Annotated in this window: 28 protein-coding genes and 2 tRNA genes; 12 read left to right on the top strand and 18 right to left on the bottom strand. The window is 41.6% G+C overall.

Annotated elements, in window-relative coordinates; all coding sequences use genetic code 11:
• Positions 1 to 45 precede the first annotated feature (45 nt).
• Entirely contained in the window at positions 46 to 828 is a 783-nt protein-coding gene (locus IPH70_00900; GenBank protein QQR64077.1) for a glycosyltransferase family 2 protein, read from the bottom strand.
• 249 nt (positions 829 to 1,077) lie between these two features.
• Here IPH70_00900 and IPH70_00895 point away from each other — a divergent pair, with 249 nt between their 5' ends.
• Positions 1,078 to 1,365 (top strand): hypothetical protein, encoded by a 288-nt coding sequence (locus IPH70_00895; GenBank protein ID QQR64397.1) that lies wholly within the window; start codon positions 1,078 to 1,080, stop codon positions 1,363 to 1,365.
• Between the two features lie 109 nt (positions 1,366 to 1,474).
• On the opposite strand, the gene def is transcribed toward IPH70_00895, so the two are convergent.
• Together def and IPH70_00885 are read right to left on the bottom strand one after the other, a co-directional pair.
• Positions 1,475 to 2,023: a peptide deformylase gene (gene def, locus IPH70_00890; GenBank protein ID QQR64076.1), complete on the bottom strand. Its 549-nt coding sequence runs from the start codon at positions 2,021 to 2,023 to the stop codon at positions 1,475 to 1,477.
• A 2-nt stretch (positions 2,024 to 2,025) separates the two neighbouring features.
• A complete protein-coding gene (locus IPH70_00885; protein QQR64396.1) occupies positions 2,026 to 2,568 on the bottom strand; it encodes a disulfide bond formation protein B in 543 nt (180 codons plus the stop codon).
• A 185-nt stretch (positions 2,569 to 2,753) separates the two neighbouring features.
• On the opposite strand from IPH70_00885, the gene IPH70_00880 reads away from it, so the two are divergent.
• Positions 2,754 to 3,353 carry a site-2 protease family protein gene (locus IPH70_00880; GenBank protein QQR64075.1) on the top strand — a complete coding sequence of 200 codons (600 nt, stop codon included), beginning with the start codon at positions 2,754 to 2,756 and terminating at the stop codon, positions 3,351 to 3,353.
• 3 nt (positions 3,354 to 3,356) lie between these two features.
• On the opposite strand, the gene IPH70_00875 is transcribed toward IPH70_00880, so the two are convergent.
• From IPH70_00875 to IPH70_00860, 4 genes are all read right to left on the bottom strand, one after another.
• Positions 3,357 to 3,950 (bottom strand): fibronectin type III domain-containing protein, encoded by a 594-nt coding sequence (locus IPH70_00875; protein QQR64074.1) that lies wholly within the window; start codon positions 3,948 to 3,950, stop codon positions 3,357 to 3,359.
• A gap of 64 nt (positions 3,951 to 4,014) precedes the next feature.
• Positions 4,015 to 4,710: a hypothetical protein gene (locus IPH70_00870; GenBank protein ID QQR64073.1), complete on the bottom strand. Its 696-nt coding sequence runs from the start codon at positions 4,708 to 4,710 to the stop codon at positions 4,015 to 4,017.
• A 113-nt stretch (positions 4,711 to 4,823) separates the two neighbouring features.
• A complete protein-coding gene (locus IPH70_00865) occupies positions 4,824 to 5,420 on the bottom strand; it encodes a hypothetical protein (protein QQR64072.1) in 597 nt (198 codons plus the stop codon).
• Between the two features lie 111 nt (positions 5,421 to 5,531).
• The gene (locus tag IPH70_00860) at positions 5,532 to 7,373 is read right to left on the bottom strand and encodes a hypothetical protein (protein QQR64071.1); all 1,842 of its coding nucleotides are present in this window, start codon (positions 7,371 to 7,373) and stop codon (positions 5,532 to 5,534) included.
• Positions 7,374 to 7,609: 236 nt separating this feature from the next.
• Between IPH70_00860 and IPH70_00855 the strand changes: the two genes are divergently transcribed.
• A complete protein-coding gene (locus tag IPH70_00855) occupies positions 7,610 to 7,795 on the top strand; it encodes a helix-turn-helix domain-containing protein (GenBank protein QQR64395.1) in 186 nt (61 codons plus the stop codon).
• A gap of 1 nt (position 7,796) precedes the next feature.
• On the opposite strand, the gene IPH70_00850 is transcribed toward IPH70_00855, so the two are convergent.
• Genes IPH70_00850 through IPH70_00840 form a run of 3 tightly spaced genes read right to left on the bottom strand, consistent with a single transcriptional unit; the run spans position 7,797 to position 10,369 of the window.
• The gene (locus tag IPH70_00850) at positions 7,797 to 8,174 is read right to left on the bottom strand and encodes a hypothetical protein (protein QQR64070.1); all 378 of its coding nucleotides are present in this window, start codon (positions 8,172 to 8,174) and stop codon (positions 7,797 to 7,799) included.
• A gap of 4 nt (positions 8,175 to 8,178) precedes the next feature.
• The gene (locus IPH70_00845) at positions 8,179 to 10,020 is read right to left on the bottom strand and encodes a hypothetical protein (protein ID QQR64069.1); all 1,842 of its coding nucleotides are present in this window, start codon (positions 10,018 to 10,020) and stop codon (positions 8,179 to 8,181) included.
• A 4-nt stretch (positions 10,021 to 10,024) separates the two neighbouring features.
• Positions 10,025 to 10,369 carry a hypothetical protein gene (locus IPH70_00840; GenBank protein QQR64068.1) on the bottom strand — a complete coding sequence of 115 codons (345 nt, stop codon included), beginning with the start codon at positions 10,367 to 10,369 and terminating at the stop codon, positions 10,025 to 10,027.
• Positions 10,370 to 10,473: 104 nt separating this feature from the next.
• Between IPH70_00840 and IPH70_00835 the strand changes: the two genes are divergently transcribed.
• Entirely contained in the window at positions 10,474 to 10,878 is a 405-nt protein-coding gene (locus tag IPH70_00835) for a zf-TFIIB domain-containing protein (GenBank protein QQR64067.1), read from the top strand.
• Complete coding sequence (locus IPH70_00830) at positions 10,875 to 11,234, top strand: hypothetical protein (GenBank protein QQR64066.1); 360 nt, start codon at positions 10,875 to 10,877, stop codon at positions 11,232 to 11,234. Before IPH70_00835 ends, IPH70_00830 begins: the two co-directional genes overlap by 4 nt.
• 2 nt (positions 11,235 to 11,236) lie before the next feature.
• Here the strand turns inward: IPH70_00830 and IPH70_00825 are convergent, their stop codons facing one another.
• Entirely contained in the window at positions 11,237 to 12,127 is an 891-nt protein-coding gene (locus tag IPH70_00825) for a DUF4931 domain-containing protein (protein ID QQR64065.1), read from the bottom strand.
• Between the two features lie 149 nt (positions 12,128 to 12,276).
• Between IPH70_00825 and IPH70_00820 the strand changes: the two genes are divergently transcribed.
• From IPH70_00820 to IPH70_00800, 5 genes are all read left to right on the top strand, one after another.
• A complete protein-coding gene (locus tag IPH70_00820) occupies positions 12,277 to 12,804 on the top strand; it encodes an aminoacyl-tRNA hydrolase (GenBank protein ID QQR64064.1) in 528 nt (175 codons plus the stop codon).
• A gap of 23 nt (positions 12,805 to 12,827) precedes the next feature.
• Complete coding sequence (locus IPH70_00815) at positions 12,828 to 14,003, top strand: glycosyltransferase family 4 protein (protein QQR64063.1); 1,176 nt, start codon at positions 12,828 to 12,830, stop codon at positions 14,001 to 14,003.
• A gap of 38 nt (positions 14,004 to 14,041) precedes the next feature.
• Positions 14,042 to 15,139, top strand: coding sequence for a glycosyltransferase (locus tag IPH70_00810; protein ID QQR64062.1), 1,098 nt, complete (start codon positions 14,042 to 14,044; stop codon positions 15,137 to 15,139).
• 53 nt (positions 15,140 to 15,192) lie between these two features.
• The gene (locus IPH70_00805; protein QQR64061.1) at positions 15,193 to 16,089 is read left to right on the top strand and encodes a hypothetical protein; all 897 of its coding nucleotides are present in this window, start codon (positions 15,193 to 15,195) and stop codon (positions 16,087 to 16,089) included.
• 125 nt (positions 16,090 to 16,214) lie between these two features.
• Positions 16,215 to 16,541 (top strand): hypothetical protein, encoded by a 327-nt coding sequence (locus IPH70_00800; protein QQR64060.1) that lies wholly within the window; start codon positions 16,215 to 16,217, stop codon positions 16,539 to 16,541.
• 66 nt (positions 16,542 to 16,607) lie between these two features.
• On the opposite strand, the gene IPH70_00795 is transcribed toward IPH70_00800, so the two are convergent.
• From IPH70_00795 to IPH70_00785, 3 genes are all read right to left on the bottom strand, one after another.
• Positions 16,608 to 16,769, bottom strand: a complete 162-nt coding sequence (locus IPH70_00795) for a hypothetical protein (protein ID QQR64059.1) — start codon at positions 16,767 to 16,769, stop codon at positions 16,608 to 16,610.
• Positions 16,770 to 16,883: 114 nt separating this feature from the next.
• Positions 16,884 to 17,045 carry a hypothetical protein gene (locus IPH70_00790; protein ID QQR64058.1) on the bottom strand — a complete coding sequence of 54 codons (162 nt, stop codon included), beginning with the start codon at positions 17,043 to 17,045 and terminating at the stop codon, positions 16,884 to 16,886.
• A gap of 2 nt (positions 17,046 to 17,047) precedes the next feature.
• A complete protein-coding gene (locus tag IPH70_00785; GenBank protein ID QQR64057.1) occupies positions 17,048 to 17,359 on the bottom strand; it encodes a hypothetical protein in 312 nt (103 codons plus the stop codon).
• Positions 17,360 to 17,749: 390 nt separating this feature from the next.
• On the opposite strand from IPH70_00785, the gene IPH70_00780 reads away from it, so the two are divergent.
• Positions 17,750 to 18,619, top strand: coding sequence for a hypothetical protein (locus IPH70_00780; GenBank protein ID QQR64056.1), 870 nt, complete (start codon positions 17,750 to 17,752; stop codon positions 18,617 to 18,619).
• Positions 18,616 to 20,151: an HAD hydrolase family protein gene (locus tag IPH70_00775; GenBank protein ID QQR64055.1), complete on the top strand. Its 1,536-nt coding sequence runs from the start codon at positions 18,616 to 18,618 to the stop codon at positions 20,149 to 20,151. Before IPH70_00780 ends, IPH70_00775 begins: the two co-directional genes overlap by 4 nt.
• A gap of 13 nt (positions 20,152 to 20,164) precedes the next feature.
• On the opposite strand, the gene IPH70_00770 is transcribed toward IPH70_00775, so the two are convergent.
• The 4 genes from IPH70_00770 to IPH70_00755 form a co-directional block, all read right to left on the bottom strand.
• Positions 20,165 to 20,761, bottom strand: coding sequence for a hypothetical protein (locus IPH70_00770; GenBank protein ID QQR64054.1), 597 nt, complete (start codon positions 20,759 to 20,761; stop codon positions 20,165 to 20,167).
• Positions 20,762 to 20,905: 144 nt separating this feature from the next.
• Positions 20,906 to 22,012, bottom strand: a complete 1,107-nt coding sequence (locus tag IPH70_00765) for a hypothetical protein (protein ID QQR64053.1) — start codon at positions 22,010 to 22,012, stop codon at positions 20,906 to 20,908.
• A 99-nt stretch (positions 22,013 to 22,111) separates the two neighbouring features.
• Positions 22,112 to 22,182: transfer RNA gene (locus IPH70_00760), tRNA-Trp, on the bottom strand.
• Positions 22,183 to 22,275: 93 nt separating this feature from the next.
• Positions 22,276 to 22,349 (bottom strand) — tRNA-Arg (locus tag IPH70_00755).
• Between the last annotated feature and the right edge of the window lie 20 nt (positions 22,350 to 22,369).

The following is a 22,369-nucleotide window of genomic DNA, read 5'->3' as shown; positions in this document are numbered from 1 at the left end:
ATTAAAATCAGAAATTAGAAATTCTTTTCGCTTTTAGATAGATATCTATAAACCTAACCGATGACATAAAAGCGAAGACGAACCCTGCCACCCATCCATAAAGCCCTTGTGGCGACCGTAAAGCAAAATAAATGTGTAGATTGGCTTCCAGATACAGTAATTGAAAAATCCAGCCTTCTTTTTTTGATCATTCAACAGCTTTGCATCTACTTTGTTATACCGCTTCCATCGCATGAGATAACGACCAAAGTATGGATCTGCATAGTGACAGAGGTCGTTCTTCAACCTACCGATATAGTCCTCAACTCTATACTCCCCTTTTTTCAGCTTTGGAAAAATAACAGATGGATCGATGACCGCATGCTCATGCACGTGTTCGCTTCGGAAGGATGCGCACCCGTTTCTGTACAGTCTGAGGACTGGATCTGGATATACACCACCTTTCATGAGGAATCGACCAATAAAAAAGTTGCGTCTTGGTATCCAGTAGGCAATGTATTTAGAACTTTGAACTTCGAACTTAGAACTTACAATTGAAAGTATTTCGTCTTTCAATTGTTCCGTCACCTCTTCATCCGCATCTAACTGTAAAATCCAGTCGCCTTTCGCTTGATCCATGGCTCTTTGGCGGTTAATAAGGAATAATGGAGGGTTGTCTCGGTGGAATATCTTAACCTTTTTACCGTATGACTTAGCAACCTCAACCGTTCGGTCAGTAGAGCCTCCGTCTACTATAATCACCTCGTCTACCCAGTCTATACATGAGTCGAGCGGATAGTGAAGGTTAATTTCTTCGTTGAAGACGGCTATACAAAGCGATAATTTCATAGTTTAGAGATCTTATTTAATCTGGTCATTCTGAGTGAAACGAAGAATCTAGCGCAGCGCTTCGCCAAGTCTAACTTGGCTTTGCCAAGTCTAACTTCGCTTCGCTGGATCCCTCATCCCAAAACTGTCGGGATTCGGGATGACAATACAACTAGAATCCTCAATTGAAAATTGCCAAAACCGCATCTTTATGATATCATATATGTCTATCTTGAGCTTCATGTTCTAAGCTACAAGTTACACGACTCTATGGAATGCTTTCACTGTGGAAAATCGACTATATTCGGACGCTCACATACCCACCATCGTGGTGTTGCGGGAGGACGATGGAAGAAAAGAGCTCCAAAAACACAAAAAATCTTTAAACCAAACCTTCAGAAAATTGCCATTATGATCAAAGGTAAGTCCGAAACAGTGCGTCTTTGCACAAAGTGCATTAAGCGAATTCGAAAGGACATGACCGATGGAGTGAAGCCGTTCTACGTTCTTGCTCAGACTCAGATGAAGGCAACCTCTACTCCAGTTGCTACCGCCTAATTCTCCCTATTTGCTAATTTCTTATTTACTATTTCTAATTGATCGCTAAATTAATCAATTTCAAATTAGAAACTCAATAAAAAATAAGAAATAATAGATAAAAAATAATCTAGGTCTTTAGGGCCACCAACTCATCCCCTTCTTCCTCATAAAGCGTAACTTTCTGCTCCAGACATCGTTGCGTGAATAAAATTCCGTTTAGATGGTCGACCTCGTGCTGAACAATAATCGCCTCAAAGCCCTCATGCTCTTTTGAGTGTTTGTTTCCATCAAGATCTTCATAGTTAAGATGTACTCTACCCTTTCTTTTCAGTGGAGCCCAGATTCTGGGTATCGAGAGGCATCCCTCCATCTTCGCATGTTTATTTTTTTTAGCAAGAAGTGTTTTGCTTTCATGAATAACATCCTTTGACTCAACTACCGTTGCCTCAGGATTTATACAAACAATAATCTCGCCCTTTAATTCTGGTCGCATTATGAAAATGCTCAAACTCTCCCCTACCTGAGTTGCGGCAAGGCCTACTCCTTCTGGATCACGCTGGCTGATCAAAGTTTCCTTCATCTGCTCTACCAGACGCCTAATTTTAGGTGTAATATTCTTCACTTTCTGTGTTGAAGATGTGAGGATTTTATTTGGTACAGTTACGATTTTTAACATAGTTATCTCGAGTTTTTCCGATGCTTTCGAGATCGGAATCCCGACTTTCTGTCGGGACTAACTTTAACTTGTGAGATTATGAGTAAGAAAGTAATTAGCATAAATACTGACCATGCCATAAGAGGGAAGGTCATGAAGCCAAAGTAAAAATCATACCCTTTATCGCATGGAACTCCGCCAAGCTGCGTCGAACAGGGTAAAATAGGCACCATCGTATGTGGTAGTACATGAAGCGAATAGTGATAAAGGGAGATGAGACTACCAATAACATTAATAACGAGCAAATACGGTGTTAAAACACGCTCTTTTCGCAGCTGTGCAACATACAGAAGTACCACCTGTGGGTACATAGCGATCCTCTGATACCAACACAAGATGCACGGCTGAAAATGGAGAACCTCCGAAAGAAATAAACTTGCTAGGCTAGCCATCAGAGCGAGAAAAAATGCGAGTTGGTATGCGTAAGGTTGCAGTTGATTTTGTAGTTTGTCATACAACCTAACCCGAACGAGTTTTTTTAAGGCGTATAATGCAAGAGCAACCATCGTTGCCATGAAAGCAAGAAACCCGAGTGCCGAAATCACTGCTACACCAGTCTTAATCATGGAGATAGTATATAATATTGATAGTAATTTTTAATTTGAAGTTTTTAGTTTTTAATTAATTTTTAATTTTAAATGCTTAAAATATTTCAAACTGAATTCAAAATTCAAATTTCAAAATTCGAAATATGATCAGCATATTGTCCCAGTCTCCCCTTCTTTTTGTTATTTATCTAGTCGCTCTCCTTATGGCTATTGCCGTTCATGAATTTAGCCACGCATTTGTGGCGGATAAACTTGGGGATCCTACTCCCCGACTTCAGGGACGAGTTACGCTCAACCCAAAAGCACACATCGATCTGATGGGAATTTTATTCTTATTTATGTTCGGATTCGGATGGGGACGACCCGTGCAGTTTGATCCGTTTAATCTGAAAAGCCCTCGAAGAGATGCGGCGTTAATCTCAGTGGCTGGTCCTATCTCTAATTTACTCATTGCAGTCATTCTATCAATAGTTCTTAGGGCTACATCCATGTCTTTCCTGATTATCTTTATCCAGCTCAATGTAATGCTCGCAGTATTCAATCTGCTTCCAATTCACCCATTAGACGGCTTTAAGATAGTTGGAGGACTTCTGCCTGAGGATAAAGCGCGCGAGTGGTATCAGCTTGAGAGATATGGTCTACTTTTCCTAATCTTATTAATCCTTCCTATTGGAAAGGGATCGATGATTTCCTCGATTATCTCTCCGGCAATCAGCTTCGTAACGAATCTTCTCGTAAGATAGTTCTTAGTTCGTTGGGGATGGATTTTGAGCAGCCTTAATACACTTCATATATTCTTGAGTGCTACATTCTGTACCAAGCTTAGCCTTAATTGCTTCGCAGTTTGTCTCCTTGCAGGTGTTTATTCGATTATTGATTGGTACTTCTGTCGGCTCAACCGTTCCAGATATGGCTACGGTTGGCGTTGGAGACGCAAAGAGCTCTGAAGTTGTATCGTTCTCAGATTTCGTAGTAAAACTCCAAGGAACACCCGCATTATTAAATTCTTTCTCAGATCCCAAAACAAAGTAATAGGTAGTGTTTGCGGAAAGGCCGGTTATTACAGCTGAATGTTCTTTACTGAGCGTTGGCTCTGATGGCTGAACCAAAGGTGTTGCGAGGTCTACAGATGTTCCATATGAAATTATTGTACCCACAGTGTCATTTCCAGTTTTCCAAGATACTTTGGCGCTACTTGCAGTCAGATCGGTAATCGCCACCTCTACAGGTTTATCACTTGAGGCTCTTGAGAATGTTTGCATAAACAGAAAACCTCCAGCAATCAATCCGACTCCTAGTATCGTACCTATGGCCAAAGCTGCAACTTTACTTTTTTTCATGATTTTTTGTTTCGATACATCCTACAAAACTAAATAATACAAATCAATGCCGATTTACCAACGATCAAAATGGTCTTATTAACTTCGCTACTCCACCAATCACAACCAGTACTGCACCTATAGCTCCCAATAGCATCATATTCTCAGCTGAACCGCTTGCCGGTAGCTGAGTTACTGGTCTGGTAGTTGGTGTGGATGTATTTTCTGTTGAAGCGCCGGTTGGTGTTGGGGTCAATGTTGATCCTGATGCTGCTGCAACGCCTATCGTTACCGTTGCGGTACCATTTTGGCTACACTGAATAATATTTGTGGAGTTAATATCGTTCTTGATTACCTTTGAGGTCACCGTTGCCTGCCCATCACAGTCAAATACAAGTTCTGTGGTTCCTACCTTGAGTGCTTCGAAGGTTATTGTAGCCACGGTACCGGTGCCAGACTTGAAGTCGGATGGACTATCAACAAGTCCAGCAATATAGACCTTTCCGCTAGTTAAGTCGTTCAGTACTGTTGGGAAATAAGATCCCTCTGTGACGCCCGTAGCATTGATAACGCTGCTTCCGTACTTCACATAGGAATCGATCGAAGTTACCTCTGCAGTGCCTGGATTTACTATTATCTGTGCATCAAATGTGTCCCCAACCTCAAGATCATAACTTGCCTGATCAAACTTTAGAAAAGCCGCATAAACACTACCGTGTACGGTTGCTACCCATAGGAAAAGGAAGAGTGCGATAAATAGTCTAGTTATATCCTTTTTCATTAATATTAATTAAAAATTTAAAGTTTTTAATTTGAAGTCAAGGTCAAATGTTCCAATTTTGAAACATTCCTGCCTGCCGGTAGGCAGGTCGAATTTCAAACTTCGAATTAAGTTTACTTTACAGTAACAGTCACTCCATTCACCTTCGGGAGATACACCTGCGTCTCGCTATCGATATACTTCGTACTCGATTCCCCAACTCTATCAACGAGATTAACTTTGTAATTACCCACCTTACGAGGTGTAAGAGTAAAGCTTAGAACTTCAGTATTTTTCAACACGGGTGTTACGGCTTCCTGTGGCTCCTTAATCGAAGTAACTTCGAGGTATTTTTTACGCGTACTTGAGGTTGCGGTAAAACCCTTCAAAGATGACCTTACTGAACCTAAAGTAAAGGCGGTCTCATCGTACTCAACTATAGTATCGAAGCCTACGACTTTTCTTTTATTGGAGTCTGCAGCTACAGTGAATGTAAGAGGAGCACCTACTGTTGCGACCTTATCTGCCTTCAGACTGAATACGCCCTCCATAACACCTTCTTGCAGAGGCGACTCAACTTCGGCTTCCTGCTTGGTAGATGCGGCCGGTGGAAACTGACCGTTCTTGTTCATAAGTAGAAGGAACTCTACTGCCGCGATTAATACGAGGACAACTAAAAGACTCCTATGAAAATTTTTCTTTACTGGTGGTTGTTCTTGCACGGGATCCATATTATTTATTTTGAAATTTTTAATTTGTTATTTGTTATTTATTGTTCAATGTGTCAATTTTTATATTTAAAAATTCAATAAAAAATAATAAATAAGAAATAATTAAATAACTTACTCGTCATCATACTTAACATTTAACGACTGTATGATGAGCGATCTATCTTGGGTATCTATTACGCCGTCGAAGTTAAGATCTCCAATCGCCATCTTTGTGGCATCGGTAGATCCAAGATTGTTTAATATGTATGAGATATCGTAGGAATCCACAACTCCATTTTGTACTCCGGAAGATGAAGGAAGATCTCCTGCCAAGAGCATTATTCCTGAGAAGTCAAGATTGTTTACCCCTGCAGATAATGGAATTGCACTATCTGAACAGTTGTACAGACCACCTGAAGCTTCAGATGGAGCAAAACCACAGACTCTCTTTTGAAGGTGCTTTCCAACCTTTACAAAGACTGTGTATTTAGTATCACTACCGACCGCAACGGAGGTAAAGGCAACAGATCCAGTCCAAAGCCCTGATGCATTGGCCGTAAGAGTGCCTGCTGAATATTCTTTACTTGTCGGACCCCTCAACTTGACCTTAAATGGAACAGTCTGACCTCCTTTTGGTTTAGCCGTAACTCCTTGTAATCTTACTGTGAGCGCCAGAGTGATGTTTTCCGTTTCTTCTGCACCCGGCGTTGTTGTTGGTGTTGTTGTTGGTGTCGTTGTTGGTGTCGTTGTTGGTGTCGTTGTTGTAGTTACTGCAGGGGTAACTGTCGGAGTTAGGGTTACGGAGCAGGCATTTCCTACATAGTTCCACTGACCCGTTGATCCATTACACTGACTTGTTCGACAGGTTCCACTAGCATCTTTTTGACCGCATACTACTTGTCCTGCTGTGCCGGTTACCAACGTTCCATTACAAAGAACTCCACCAGCACACGATTGAGATCCTGTTGTTGGCTTTGGATCTGTAGGAGTTACGGCTCCACCTCCACCGCCTCCTCCACCGCCACCACCGCCTCCACCACCTGTTACAGGCGTTACGGTTGGCTTTGGATCTGCTGGAGTTGGCGTTGATGTAGGCTTTGGATCAGTAGCTCTTGCTTTACAGGTACCCGTTCTTGTTGTGCCCGAAACGGAGTTATTACTGCTGTCTAGACATACATTTGGCGACTTACAATCGATAATTCCGTCAGGACAGTGAAGGGTAGCAAGTGCCCGCTGGTTACATTGATAACCAGACCCCACTAAACAAGTTGAAGCATTGACCAGAGGCGCATTCACCGCAACACATTTCCCTCCAGTGCAAGTCAATCCTGATCCACATACGCCTGCGCCAGCAGTTGCCTCGGTACATTCATTAACTCCTGATCCACAAGATTGTCCTTCTGTTCTCTGACAGCAAGTTTTATACTGAGAACTGGTATTGGAAAATTTATTACAAACTGCTGCTGGACTCATACATGTCGCCGCCGTGTTTGACCCTTTATAACAATCTAAACCGGAAGAACAAGAAACGAAAGAATTACATCCATACACATTATTGCCACAATTTGCCCCACTTCCCACATTACTGCATTTTGGCGTTTGACATGTTCCGTTCGAACAAGACAGTCCAGATGAACATTGAGCGTTATTGGTACAGGTTGCACTAGCAGGACATGAAAAATATGCAATGCCGTTATTACTCTGCATGAATTCATTTTTTGGTGAACATCCATAAATTCCAGGACTTTTCAAGACAGTGATACAATGTCCAGCATTAAGCGCGTCTTGCCTACATTGCCCATTAGAATTCACCATCGCAGAACAAAGATTGTACTGACAGCTTCCAGCGGCGCGACTCGAATAACCACCCGTTCCTTGATTGATTACCACATAGCTTGTCACCGCAGATACAACAAGAAGGAAGAAGACGATAAGGAGTGGAACAAATGCAAATCCTTTAGAAAATGGCCTCATAAATCAATTGTTGTAATACTGAAAAATATATATGTTTGTTAGGTACGAGTCAAGCGAGAAAACGTATTTTTTAGAATCAAAATAAATCAAAAATCTATAAATAAAAAATTATTGAATAGTTATTAATTCGTTTAGAAGATTGCGAAGCCTTCAATGTAAATTATCGATTGACAATTAAATAAGTCGCCCATATAATGCGTTCTATGTCAAACCCACTCAAATCAAATCGAGTATCTTTGAGCGATCTTCCCGACCTTCTTACCATCCGCGAAGTTGCTGATATTTTACGTGTCTCCCCTCTCACTATTAAACGCTGGGGAAAGAAGGGAAAGCTTCCTGCAATTCGCATTAATTCACGAGGAGACAGACGATACAAAAAAGAAGTGGTAAACAGACTCCTTGGTGTAACCGTCGAAGAATAACTTAGTGCTGTCCTCCTTTTGAAGATTTTAAAGCACCAAACAAAACTCCAAACAAAATTGCTAACGGTGCCAAACCCATCTTAAGAACATTTCCGAGAAGATGGTGCTGCTCCAAAAACTGCCCTATCTTACCTTTACTTTTTTCCGGTCTTTGGCGAATTTGACGAACGGGTTCTTCGATAGCAGGCGCATGTTGTCCCATTGCCTCAATCATTGCACGAATTTCCTCAGCTGAAGGTTCTGGACCAGTTATATTCGGATCAAGTGGCGTATGACTTATAGGCTCATCGAGTACTTCAGGGGCAAAAACATCTCGAGGAATCGATAGTTCGGGTGGTCCCATAGGTGGGAGTTCAGTAGCAACCGATCCATCTGGCATAGCATTAGCCCTTAGAGCCTTTGAACGCCGCAGCTCCGAATATGAGTAATAGAATTGCAAGACTTATACGAGCAGGTCCGAAATGTCGCTTTTCTCCTGATGCGCGCCCTCCAATAATATTGTCTACTCCTTTTAATACACCACGACCTGCCATTGCATTCTTTGCGGCTCTTTGAGCATCAACATCGGCCATTGCTCGCGAGATAAGATCTCTCCCCTTTGCAGAACTTGTGATAGCTGTCATCTCAACACGACCCAATCTCCCTCCCGATGATACAAAATCTGCGAGAGCTTGAGAAGCCACCACGTCCGCTGTTTCATTCAGAAACGCTTGACTTCTATTCGGATCAGCAAGAGTTGCATGGAAAATAGTTATTTCCTCAGGAGTAAGGCCGGCCGCCGCTAGATCTGGATTCGGAATTCCCAACATCTGCGTACGGACTCCTTCATTCCCCTGTTGTGTCCATGCATTCACCCACTGGCCCGCTCGCGCCCGATTGGTTACTAAGCTCATTACTCCCCTCCTTACCACCGGATCCTTCCAAATTTTATTCAATTTTTCCGCAGCTGACGCAAGCTGCTCTTGTTCTCTCGTTTGTTCTCCGGTTCTTGCGGTTCTATACAAATCGGGTAATTGCTGCATTTCCTCTGCAAGCATTTCCTGCGTAACATCTTCAGCCATATGTGTAACAGATCTGTAGTCATCTATCATTTCTTTTTGGAGTACATCTCTCGCATCTGCCAGTTCAATTTTTAGATTCTTTATCTGCGCATCAATATCTGCTTTTTCTGTGGCCGACATCGCTCCGCTCGCTTTGTCCTTAAGCGCCTTGAGTTTGGACTGAGCTGAGCTAAATTCGCTTACTGCCGTTTTCTGAGCCGGATTTAAAGCGTCGAGATAGGCCTTCGCATTCTCATATCTATCAACGGTTGATTTGGCCGCTCTATAATTTGCGAATTCTGTGTTCGTTCTGAGAGTTCCCACAGTATTAAATATTCTTTGATACTCTTGAGTACCGGGAGGGGGAGTTCCTGAGTCTAACTGGGCTTGTAACGTAGTTATTTGTGCGTCAACTTGATCATGAGCTAACTTATTAGTGGTACAGATTGATCTCGCTTCATTTACATGAGGAGCGAGATTGTCAAAATCTGCCTGGTATCCTGTTATCTCCGTCACATTTGCCCCTGAGGCTACGAGATTTGCTTCGGCAGTCGTTTTAGCCGTTTCTGCAGCGGTCATTTCAGCTGGCGTAACTTCTCCGACTAATTTTGACTCCAATTTAGCTAGTGAGAGCTCCAAATCATGTACTTCCTTTTCGGATTGTAGTGACTTTCTCGGATTGGCTCTTTCCCCATAAATCCGGATTAATTTCGATCTAAAGATGGGATCATTCAATATCTGATCGTCTACAAGCGCATCAACTTGCGTAGGAGTCATGCCAACGATAGCATCTTGAAATCCAACGGATGCTCTTGTCAAAAACCCTCGCACCTCATTCCGGATCGCTGGAGATATGGTTCCATTTTCAAGAAAATCGCGATAAGTTTCGACCTTGCTTCTAGCCTCTCTTAATCGTCTTCGTTCCTGTGAATCGACTGGATCTGCTCTTTTTCCAGCTGCATCGCGCTCGGTACTATATCTGTTTATCAGGCTATCTTTTACGTCTTTTCGATCATGAGGTACCGCAGCTGGGGATGCAAGCTCGAGAAGCGCTTGCTCCGCTTTACCATTTCGGAAATTTTGTAGAGCTGCATCTACGTTAGCATCTGGCGTAACAGGCGCTTCGCCAAATCGTCCTCTTCCCAAGTCACGGGCAACGTCTGGAGTAATAGGTATTTCTGCCATGTAGTTATTCTTGCGAAAGCTTTGATAACTGTTGCTGAATGTTCTCAAGTTTTTGAGCGTCTTGTTTGCTCAAAGTTAACGCTGCTCGATCTTCTTGAATCTTTTTTTGGAAACTTTCATTTAACTTTTGAAGGAATGGATAATCTTCAGAACATTTTTTCAGAAATGTGAGAATATCATCTACATCTTTCCATGCATCTTTCATTTCCAGTACTTCTGTCGCGAGTAAACGACTTGAGTCCCTACTCAATAAATCACCTTCAATCGCTTCGAGTAATTCTTTCGTTATTTGGTGAACAACGAAATGTTTTTTGGATAAAAATTCAGAGTCTAATTGCGTATGTGTCATTGTATATACATTTACTATAACAACCTCGCATACTTTTGCAACAGAAAATATTCTTATATAGCTACGTACTTGATACTCTGAGATTGATGTACCATACTTATGGTATGTACTGCGCAAACTGCGGAGAGCAGATGTTACCACTCACGAGAGACGATCATCAACTTCATCATTGTCCAAACTGTGGAGCAAGTTTTTTTGCAGACAATGTCGTAAACCGCATCACCTTAGAATCTGCCCAGTATCTTGCAGAAAAAAAGCTGACAGAAAACCCCGAACATATCGCTGCACTGAAGAAGTGCCCAAAAGACGGTATCGTCATGCTCCCTATTCTAAACTCTGAGGCTCTACCACGGTCCGTTACGCTTTTTCATTGCAAACTGTGTAATGGTCTTTTTGCAGGGGCTACTGAGCTTGTGAAATTTAAGGAAGCACAGCAGGTAAAGGTACATTACTACAAAGTATGGGAGATGCCCCTCCACGACTTCAGTCTGTACTTATTATATTCATGATTGCCCTTCTTACTGGATCGGTTTATTTAAGCGTTAGTTCTATCAACCAAAGCGCCGTATACCGATCCGAAGCTTCTGAATTGATACAAAAAGTTAACCTCTTCAAGTCTGGACGCTATATACTCATTACCTTTCGCACCACTACTCCGTTTACTTCGGAGATTATTCTCAGAAACCAAACAGCCGACGACGAGAAAACTAAACCAATCATGAAGCTCCCAAATACGCAGCATTTCGCCACGTTGAGCGATGTCAATATTTCAGATGAGATTTACTTCAAGATCAGACTAACCGATTCTCGTGGTAAATCCGTGGAGACCGTAGAGCGCAGACTAGAACTAAAAACTAAGAACTAAAGTCACATCTTACTTTTGAGCTTGCTCATAATATTACTCACCTTATCATCTACTCCTTTGTAGCCAAGCGCTGCGTTGAGAGGATCGATTTCATTTACCGACAGCCCCGTTCCTAACTCAAATCCCGCACGATGAACGAAGCGAGGAATAATGCGAAGATACCAGTTTTCCTTTGGAGATATATAGTAGTTATAGCCAAACGGAACGTGAAAGTTACCTTCATCGTACAGATCATGAAGTCGTTTTATTGTTCTTTTCATAATTCGAGCGAGCTCCGGTAAATCCTTATCGGTAATATCACCGAAAAACGACTTCGACTCTTCCTTTGGCGTGATCCAAACTTCATATGGCCACTGTGAAAAGTCTGGACAGTAGACGCTAAACACTTCATCTTCATCTACAAGGTTATTTTTTGGTTCTCTCGTTAGGGAGTCGAGATTGATCTGGGGAGGCAACACAACGATCTGAGAATGTGGATGCTTGATAGAGGCACCGGCATGCTCTCCATGATTGCAGAAAATGAGAACCTGTCCTCGTTTGCGATAAAAATTGAATCGATCACGATACGCATGAAGAATCGACTCGACCTGCGACTGAGAGTATTCAAACAGGTCTTCCGTATCACTTGGCGAATGAATCACAACTTCATGAAGATCGGTAATTGGAAACTTATTGAGAATAACTCGAACCTTCCATCCTTTTTCATTCCTCTCCCCTTCTCCGACTCGATAGACTTCCTCCGAGGTTAATTTTTCATTTCCAGGACAGAAAACACACACTACCTTCTTCTCGCCTTTACTTTTCTCTTTACCATTTTGATCTGGTCTAGCTGCGCGCTGAGCAGAGACTATGACCCATCTTCGAGAGCTAATGTCTGGAACGTATTTGGTCATTGTTTAATTTTTAATTTATATTTTGTAATTTGTATTAAATAAATATTTTTTAAAAATTTAATAAAAATTAAGAATTAAGAAATAAAAATTGAGGGTCTATTTTCAGTCTAAGCAATACTCAAAATAATTGCAACGTATATAATACCCATATGAAAGTATTAATTGGTCTGGGGAATCCTGGATTTCAGTATCAAAAGAATCGACATAATGCGGGTCATATGTTTATCGACTTTCTTAAACAAGTCAATCAAGCCCCTAATTATTCCAGTAGTGCAAGCGCCAAGGCAGAGTATGTCTGGATTACCATAAAAGGAGAGAAATGCGAGTTACTTAAATCGCTTTCATTTATGAATACGTCGGGTACCGTAGTTAAGAAGGTACTAAAAAAGCATCCTGAAATTACAACCTCACAACTTTACGTCGTTCACGACGACCTTGATATTCCATTTGGTAAGTTCAAAATTCAATTTGGGACTGGTCCAAAGCTCCACAATGGTATACTATCTATTGAGGAGGAGCTTGGTACGAATGAGTTCTGGCGAATCAGAATTGGAGTAGATAATCGAGGTGAAAATAAAGTAGATGGTGAAACATATTCTCTTGAGGACTTCACCGAGGAAGAACATAAGCAGTTGCAATCCGTATTCGAAAACGTATATAAACAACTGACACAGTAAATATGCGCATAATGTTTCTCCATATGTTCCCACTTTGGGGTAATGGGAGCGGAAGCTGGCTTCGTAAACTTTCTGATCAACTTGCTAAAAAAGGCCATACGGTAGCCATTGTCGCACCAGAAAAGCGGAATCTCAACGGTATCAAACTGTACACGGTAAAACCTCCACAGATGGGAGTCTTCGTCGGAAATCCGGAGCTTAAGAATGCGAAAAAGTATGAGGATATGAACGGTGTTGAAATTGGAGAAATCTATACAACATACGTTAATGCTACCTTAAAGGCTGTGCGAGAATTTCAGCCTGAAATCGTTCATTCGTTTCACACTGCTTTTCTCCCTGCCGTTGCACGTCTCGTAAAGATCTTATATGGAATTAAGTTCGTCATCACTACTCACGGTAGTGATCTACACTATCTCAGCCGCGACCGTAGATTAATTGGCTTAATCAACGATGCAAACGCGGTCGCTCGCTTTATTACAGCTAATAGCGCCTTTACAAAACGATGGTATCTCGATATGTTTGGCCATGAATATGCGTATAAAACCAAGACGATCTTAGGTGGAGTTGATCTCGCAGATTATACAAAGGATTTTAGTGGTGAAATTGCCAAGATAAATAAAAAATACGCCTTAGAAGGCAAAAAGGTAGTCCTTTTTACTGGACGCTTGACGAAGTACAAAGGCGTAGACTACCTCATTCGTGCATCAAAAAACATTCTTGGTACGGTCTTAATTGTCGGAGACGGACCAGAAAGACAAAATCTTGAAAAACTTATCAAGGACTACGAAATCACAAACGTAAAAATTCTCGGATGGATAAAGGCAGAAGATCAGATGAGTCTTCAGGCATTTTACGCTCGGGCAGATGTATATGTGGCTCCAAGTACATGGAAAGAACCTTTTGGACTAGTCATAGTTGAGGCAATGGCCTCAAAAAAAGCGGTCGTAGCAACGCACAGCGGTGGAATTACCTCAATAATTAAAAATGAAGTAAATGGTCTACTAGTAAAAACGCGCGACAGTAAAGCTATAGCTGATAAAGTGAATTTATTATTAGCGGACGAAGAATTAAGAAAAATAATGGGAAATAAAGCGTTCGAGACGGTAAAGCAAAAATTCACATGGGAAAAGATGACCGATGAGTATGAAAAATTTATAGAAAGTTCCGATTTACGACTAAGGAGTACCTTCATGCGGTAAGAGAACTTCCAAAAACACCCTACGCGGTATAAGTAAGTATGAACATACTATTAGTCGCAACTCTCAAGCGGAGGGTCGCTAAGGGTGAGTTTGCTTCTCGAACTCGTATTATCTATCAGCTCGGTCAGGAGCTCGTAAAACGCGGACATACAGTAAAGATGCTCTCCTCAGCCGATAGCTCTATACCTGGAGTTATAACAGTTCCGGTTGTAGAAAAACCTTGGGTAAATGCACAACATGTCGAAAATGAATTCCAACGCGATATTGCTGAGCTAATGCTTCTATCAAAAGCGATTCTGAAAGAACAACTGTGGGCAGACGTTATACACAACCACACCTATCCCGATTTATTTCCTTCGGTAATTGAAGATCAGCTTATCAAACCACTTATCACCACATTACATGTGGTCCATGATTTTTATGTAGACGATATTGTTAGTTCATTTCCGAAAACACAGTACGTCGCACTATCTGAAGCCTACAAACAGAAAATAAAAAATAATGCTAACGTTGCTGTTGTGCATAATGGCATCGATACAACCCTCTACACTTATCAGAAAGAGAAAAAAGATTTTCTTTTTTGGCTCGGAAGACTTCCAAAGTCAAAACACAAAAACGGAACATTCATGGATCCTAAAGGTGTTCGCTGGACCATTGAACTAGCCAAAAAAACCAACTCATATCTAGCAATCTCTGCGCCTGTTGAAGATATAAATTTCTATGATCGCGATGTTAAACCATACCTAACCAATAAAATTAGATTCGTTGGCGAACCATCTGCCGAACAATCTACACCAATTACAACTATCATTGAGTTGTTCCAGAATGCAAAGGCCTTTCTTATGACCATCAATCAAGAGGAACCGTTTGGTCTCGTGATGGCAGAGGCGATGTCCTGCGGTACACCAGTCATTGCATTTAACAGAGGTGCAGCGTCAGAGATTATTATCGATGGCAAAACGGGTTTTCTTGTTGATCCGAAACGAGGCGTCGATGGTCTACAAGAAGCATTGGCAAAAATTCATACCATAAATCAAGAAGACTGCCGTAAACATGTTGAGGAAAACTTTTCAGTACAGAAAATGGTCTCAGATTATGAAAAACTCTATATGAAACTTAGTAATAGGGAAAATTAACCCCTATTAACGCTTGACACAATTACATTTATTCTTCATAATGATTCGTACTAATGAAAGTCGTCATCTATACTCAAAATAACTGCCAGTTTACACCTCAAGAAAAAAACTATCTCGCCTCAAAGGGAGTCACATTTGAAGAGCGCAATGTTGAGACAAACAAAGGATATCTTGATGAAATGATGAAGTTGGGTAGCAACTTTGCAGGAACACCAGTAACACAGATTGTAAAAGATGACGGATCCTCTACAGTTCTCAAAGGATTCACCCAGACCGAGTTCGATGCAGCGCTTGGAGGAGCTCCCGTTGCAGCAGCAAACGCAGATATGACTATGCCACAGGCACCAGTTGATCAGCCAGTTGCGCCAGCCACGTCTGACGTGGCGCCAGTCGCGTCTGACGCGATGCCTCCAGCACCTGAGCCAACTCCAGCCCCTATGCCGGAACCAGCTCCTGCACCAATGCCAGAACCAACACCCGCACCAGTCGTTGAGACTCCAGCACCTGTTGAACCAGAAGTTCAAACTGCAAACGCAGATATGACGATGCCACAGGCACCAGTTGATCAGCCAGTTGCGCCAGCCACGTCTGACGTGGCGCCAGTCGCGTCTGACGCGATGCCAGCTGCTCCTGAGCCAACCACTCCTCCAACGCCAGAGGCTACGGCGGACAAGGCCGTTCAAACAGCAAATAATCCACTCGATGCAATTCTTGCCGATCTACAACAAAAAGTATCTGCAACGACACCCACTGTTCAAAGCGCTAACGCTGACATGACCATGCCAGCAGCTCCAGTAGATCAACCAGTTACACCGCCAACGCCGGAACCAGCTCCTGTACCATCACCTGAGCCCACACCCGTGCCAGCTGTTGACATGCCAACTCCAGCCACGTCTGACGTGGCTCCATCTGCTGATCTTCCAAACGTCCCCGACTTCCCAGCAAAATAACATTATTATTTAATAATTTGTTATTTTTAATTTGTCATTTATTTGAATATTGTTTTAATTCAATATTTAAATTGACCAATCAATGATCAATGGAAAATAATAAATAGATAAATTAACATACTGCAATGCACTCAGTAAAGGATGTTCTCAAAAAGTTCAATCCCCTCAAGGACAAGTACGTCTCCCGTGAATTCCAAGCCTTTGGTGTAAATCTCGCAGAACGACTTGAGGATCCACGTCGCAAGGGTCTTTATATTAAGTTTGCAAAGACCGTTCCAAGGCCACTTCTTGAGATGGCACTTCGTTTCGTCATAGACGCCAACGCAAAGAACAAAGCAGCTCTATTTATGTGGAAATTAAAAGAAATGGGCGCATTTCCAGCCAAGTCCATAAAGTCAAAAAGCTTGCCTGCCGGCAGGCAGGTCGTAAAGTCCATAAAGTCGGAAGTCTGACGCTCTACAAATCGTGGACTTTATAGTCCTAACGGACCTTATAGACTTTATAGACATTCGACTCGTCTAGAAGTATCCGTAGGCCCAGTACGCGACAGACTCGACTCCCTTTTGTTTCAAAAACGCTTCCTTTTTCTGAGTCGACTCCTCATCCTCAAACCAAATAATGTGATATCGCCCATCCGCACCAACGTAATTAATCTCTGTTTCTGCAGAGACCGGATCCACTAGCTTAGTACAGTGTAGGCTGTCACATCTTTCTATGTATTCTTTAATAATTTGTGCCGAGGTAAGTGAAATTTGCCTGAGTTATTGGTCGTTTTCTGTTCATCCACCTTCCAGTCATACCCATACATTCCGAAGATTACCGTCAAGTTTCTCTGCCGGAACCAACTTTTCAATATCGTTAAAGAGAAGGTCGTAACCATACCCATAAGTTTTTCCTGCTTTCAATGGAAAGTTGGGTCCTGGCTCTCCTCTACTCTTATGTAGATCGTAGGCCATGATCATAACTTCGTCACAGTTTTTGCTATTTCAGCTACGTTATAGGGACGTTTGCGATAAAAGACATCACCATACAACGTCACCGCAAACTTGAGATTCCCCAGCTTAGCATTTTCATTAAATAATTTGTAAAAAGAGGTTATTTCCTTTTCTCCAGTACCAAATAATCCGCTTTGCTCAAAATCGAGGACTAAACCGTCAAATCCATGCTCCTTTGCGATTCGGACCGAGTCGTTGACCACCTTTATTTGAGACGTTTTATTACTCAAGACAACGTCATTCACCTCGAGTCGGTCATACGTATTGTTAGCCATCGCGATCCTTTCGCCATACTCAAAAATCCATCCATATGCTCGTATCCTGGGTCATCTGTTGGAACTCCATCTACTGTACCGGCTACACCGAAGTATATGTATCGATCATACTGACTATCGAGGTCTGACGGCTGATTACTTCGGATAGTTGCCAGTATGGAACAAAAATGCTCCGTTTGTAATTGTTAAATGCTAAATGATTTTTGCTTTTAGCATTAATGTCTTGCGGACTCAACCTCTCAACATTGGTTTTACTTACGGATTTTGAAAGAGAGAAAATCCGAAATAACAAATAGCACCTAGCAATGTGGCAAATAGCAATATAGCAAGTAGGAGTCTTCTACCAATCATCCCCTCATTATAATCCAAATCATAGGTATAATTACCTATATGTCCGCAGCACAACAGCATAAACTCTATCCCGCAATTATGGAGGAAATGGTTCTCGATCTCGAGTTATTTTGCAAAAATAACGACATAAATCATCGATTCGTTGGCGGAATCTCATATGGCGGACTCCTTAATGACAAAACAGTTTATACAATCGATATTTCCAACCGTAAAATTGAGCTGAAAAAACACAATCCAGTTACTCTGCTACGCGACGATGGCACTGTCCGAGATATTGATATTATTTTTTTCACCCAAAATCAATCGGACATTAAAAAACTTAAGGAATATGTAAGAGAGTTAAAATGGAAAACCCGAAACAAAATTTCATTTACTCCTTCCATCTCTATAGAGGGTGTACGCCAAATAAAAGAAAAGGGGAAAGCTGGACAATTTTTTCAGTACGTTACTGAAATAGGTGTCAAAAATGGTCACTATTTTCTCATGTTTGACGAGGTTAAAGAAGCTATAACGGTTGAATCACTTGAGTCTTGGACGGTAGTTTTGGAGGGAGGAGTTTGCTACACAACTCGCAATCCCCTAGCCGACTACTACGCATATCAGTTTCGGTCTCCAAGTGGAGTCAAACAAAAGGATATAGAAAAAGTTAGGTTGCTAAAAAAACTCTCATCTCAAGTAGTTAAAGAAGGACTAAAACATTCAGTAGCCTACAACTCCAAACAATACTATCAATCTTGGCAGCAGTACATACGAAAACTACAACGAAGCACCTTACCAGCAGTACTTTCAAAGAGAGCGATTCTTGCTTGGTACTGGCAAACCCTAGGAACCTCCTTTGCGCACGGTAAAGGCTTACTGGGAAAGGCAATTTTTGGATTATATAACACTCTTACCCGTAATCAACTATGACTCAACCTGCCTTCACCGTCACCTCAGACTTTGATGGTACTCTTTTTGACCCAAATCTGAAGGCATTTATAGCTTGGTATTACAATGCTCAGACTACTAGTCTTTTAAATAGTCACAACATTCCCTTCATCTTAAACACCGGCAGACCTATCTGGGACACCTTTTCTGATGTACAGATTGCTGCTGCAGGAATGAAAAAACCAGATGTCGTCGTGTATGGGGCCGGTACAAAAATAGTATGGAGAAGAGGTAATACATATGAGCTGGACGAAGAATGGGAAAAAATAATGCAAAAAACTGGATGGAACAAAGCCAAAATTCTAAAGGCGATACAACCTATTCTTAAGGAATACAACGCGGCTCTTTTTGACACTCACAACGAATATATGACTCGAATCTGGATTAACAAAATTCCTGTTGAGGAACTGAATAAATTTGTAAAAGCCGTTCTTTCAGTGGTAAGCGACACCAAAGTTCTACGAACTGAGCAAATCCTCTTACCGAATACAGAGGTTATTTTCTCAGGGTATTTACTTCTTATTCCATCTACTGCTGGTAAGGACGTTGGCATGAAACACGTTCTTAACACGCTCAGACCAAAAGCGAATTTAGTATTTGGAGACGCACTCGTCGATCTGCCAATGCTCATGGATGCATCCTCTGAGGGGTACGCCGTAAATCCCACTGCCATGGCCCGAATGGAACTTAAAAATACTAAGGTAACCATTCTTGAAGGAAGCCCTCCTGAGAATATATTGAGAATTATTACTTCAAAATTAAACATTGAAAAATCAATTCGGAATAGTCCCTATAGATCTGTCTCATCCTCATTTTTTTCAATTCTAGAACCTTTTATTTATCCAAAACTAACATCAGATCAACTATCTCTCAAGGGCTTGGAATTAGTACAACATTCAATAACTAAAAAGCACCTAGGTGGTATGTTTTTATTAGTGCAGGGACTTTTGCTGGATGTTTTTGATGGCTTGAGAGCTAGAAAATCACCAAAATTAACCTCTGATAATGGCCAGCTTATAGACGGCTACAGCGATCGCATGAAAGAGTATGTTCAACTCGCTAATCGCAAGCACTACGATTCCGCGATTAGCTGCTTTTTACCAAGCATTGCTCGCGCACGGGCCGAAGCAATTGGATCGGTAGTACCAGAATTTGACTCTGCCGGTGGATCTGCACTATCGCGCAATGTAAAACTCGTTAAGTCATATTTTCTAAGCTCTGTCGGAAATGTTGACGGGTCTAATCGGGTCGATAAATCAATCTATTTGTCTAATATGCAGACCTTTCATAATCGCAAATCGTTGGCTAAGTCGTTTTCATGGAGCAATCTAAAAAAATATGATAGACCTTCGGTACAACGCTTATTATTTTATATATCACTACTTCAATCTAAAGCCAACGAACAGAAAGTTGAGAACTCAGAACTTAACGAAGCCTTGAAAGAGTACATGAAGATTAACATAGAAAAACTTAAAAACGACCTCAAAATCACCTTCCCGAAGATTAATCACTGAGTAACGGCAATTCTCAGCTTTTATCATCTAAACCTCGATCTAAAGTATCAGAAATAAATCTCATAACTCTCACTTCATCTTTTAGCACCTCTCCCGTTAATACCGTTTTACCGAATGATAAACTGGCCTGTAGAGCTTTTTCAACAATTTTCTCTGTAGGTCTCACTATACTGCAGTTGGCTCCCCTACCGAACTTATGAAACGTGACACCCTGAATCGTTATTCGCAAACCATATTTGTCAGGAACATATTTAATCGCTCCTGATAGACGCGTGTCATTCACTGCCGCTCCTTCCAAAGTTTCAGCTAAAGATATCTGTAATTCATCCTGAGCAAGTTGATCTGCCGTTGGAGTGCCAGGGCTTAGTCGTCCGTTGGCAATGTGTACCCCCCAACATCCGCTTATGGGATCGACAATTACGAAAGTAGATCCATTTCTAGGATTAGTAGCAGGTTTCGTAAAAATTATTGGAACAGATTCTCCCTCTGGTCCTAGCGGAATACAAAATGGTCCTCTCGTAGCTCTTTGTAGTAGCATCCCTTTAATGGAATGGGAACGCGCTTCTCGTACTTTTTCTCCAATATTTCTTCCTTCGATTTGATTTGTCATAACACTCTAATTTTAGCATAAAAACACACAATTTTCAAACTATAGGCTGTTTATTGAAGTTTATAAATATTTTCAGTAGTCATTCCCAAAGTTTTTTTCTTACTCTCACAGTTTTCAATTTCGACCATCTCTATGCAAAAACTATTACAATACTAATCGCTTTTTTACCCCTTCAACAAAACCGTTTAGTTGTTCTATGATAACTGGATCTTTCGTCCACATTGATAACTCTCTTGTTCCCGTCCAAACTGTCCAGCTCGTTAAGTTATGCGATCCAAACAGTACTTCCCTACTACCATCCTTCCTTTTTATCATTAAAATCTTTGCATGAGTTCCCACTGGTAAATTTTCTGCAGTTAGGTGAGGCTTTGAAGCAAACTTTTTGTCAACTTTACGCTGAAGAAAATTAGATACTCCACCTATGGGATGAAGTTCGTCCTCAGGACTCATTAAGAACGTACCGTTCACGCCCTCGTCTGCTTTAGTTTGCATTGCATCAAGCAGGCTTCCCATCATGACTCGTACTGGCGGCCACTGACCAACGTAAACGAATTCATCCCCCTCTTTCATAGACCGCACCATTTCATGGGCTCGCTGAAAAATGGCTGATTGCTTTGGAACTCCGGCATCCAGAAGTAACTCAGTATCGCTTGAATCATCCTTCTTGAAAATTCGATCCTCAACTATTCCGGATTGCTCAGTCTGGTCAAATACGTCCTTCAGCACATCAACCCAATATGGATCTTCGACCTTCATCATGAAGTTGGAAATGTCAAAATCAAGCTTACGGAGATTCATAGTGCCAAACCAAGCTACGTTGTCCGCAATGGCCAATTTAACATGGTTATGTCTAAATAAACCATGCTTTTCCCCTTCAAATCCGATGCCTCTATCTTTAAGTTTTCGCATGATCATCTCCCGCTCGTTACTCGCTCTCTGTAAAGCACCCCACTCCGTTCCTTTGTAGGGCAATGTCAATCCTTTTAGCACAATAGCCTTGCTATCACCTACCGCAATGTGACTGCCTGCTACCCTATCTGATTGGAATCTCACACTTGTTGCATCTGTGTTTAGAAGCGATTCAAAGATGGGTCTCGTTTCATCGCAGACTTCATACTGCATTGTTTCTATGCCAACCTGATTTTGTGCGATTTGCGCCGCTTGAACAAAATTATCTCGAAATTCTAGAGGAGATTGTAGTTGAAATGAGGGCTTTGGGGGCTTCTCTCTTATTTCTGTACCAACTTCCATTTGTAAAATTGTAGCAGGAAACGGGTCCGCCTTCGTCACAACTTCAGCGGGATATAAGAAACTGTAATGCCTTACTAAGTTCGGAAACAGTTTCTAATGCAGGGGCGGGAAGAATCGGACTTCCGTCAAAGGTTTTGGAGACCTCTATTCTACCACTGAACTACGCCCCCTTTATTATTTTGACCTGCCTGCCGGCAGGCAGGAATTTGAAATTCGAAATTTTAATAAAAATTAAAAACTTCAAATTAAAAATTGCTTTTGGGTGTCCTCGGCGCGACTCGAACGCGCAACCTTCAGATCCGCAATCTGATGCTCTATCCGATTAAGCTACGAAGACTCAAGGTATATTTTACCACG

Source organism: Candidatus Roizmanbacteria bacterium, assembly GCA_016699265.1.
In the GTDB taxonomy this organism is placed as follows: domain Bacteria; phylum Patescibacteriota; class Microgenomatia; order UBA1406; family GWC2-37-13; genus CAZLQR01.
The sequence above is the reverse complement of the archived record's forward strand: the minus strand, read 5'-3'. Positions and strand labels throughout refer to the sequence as shown.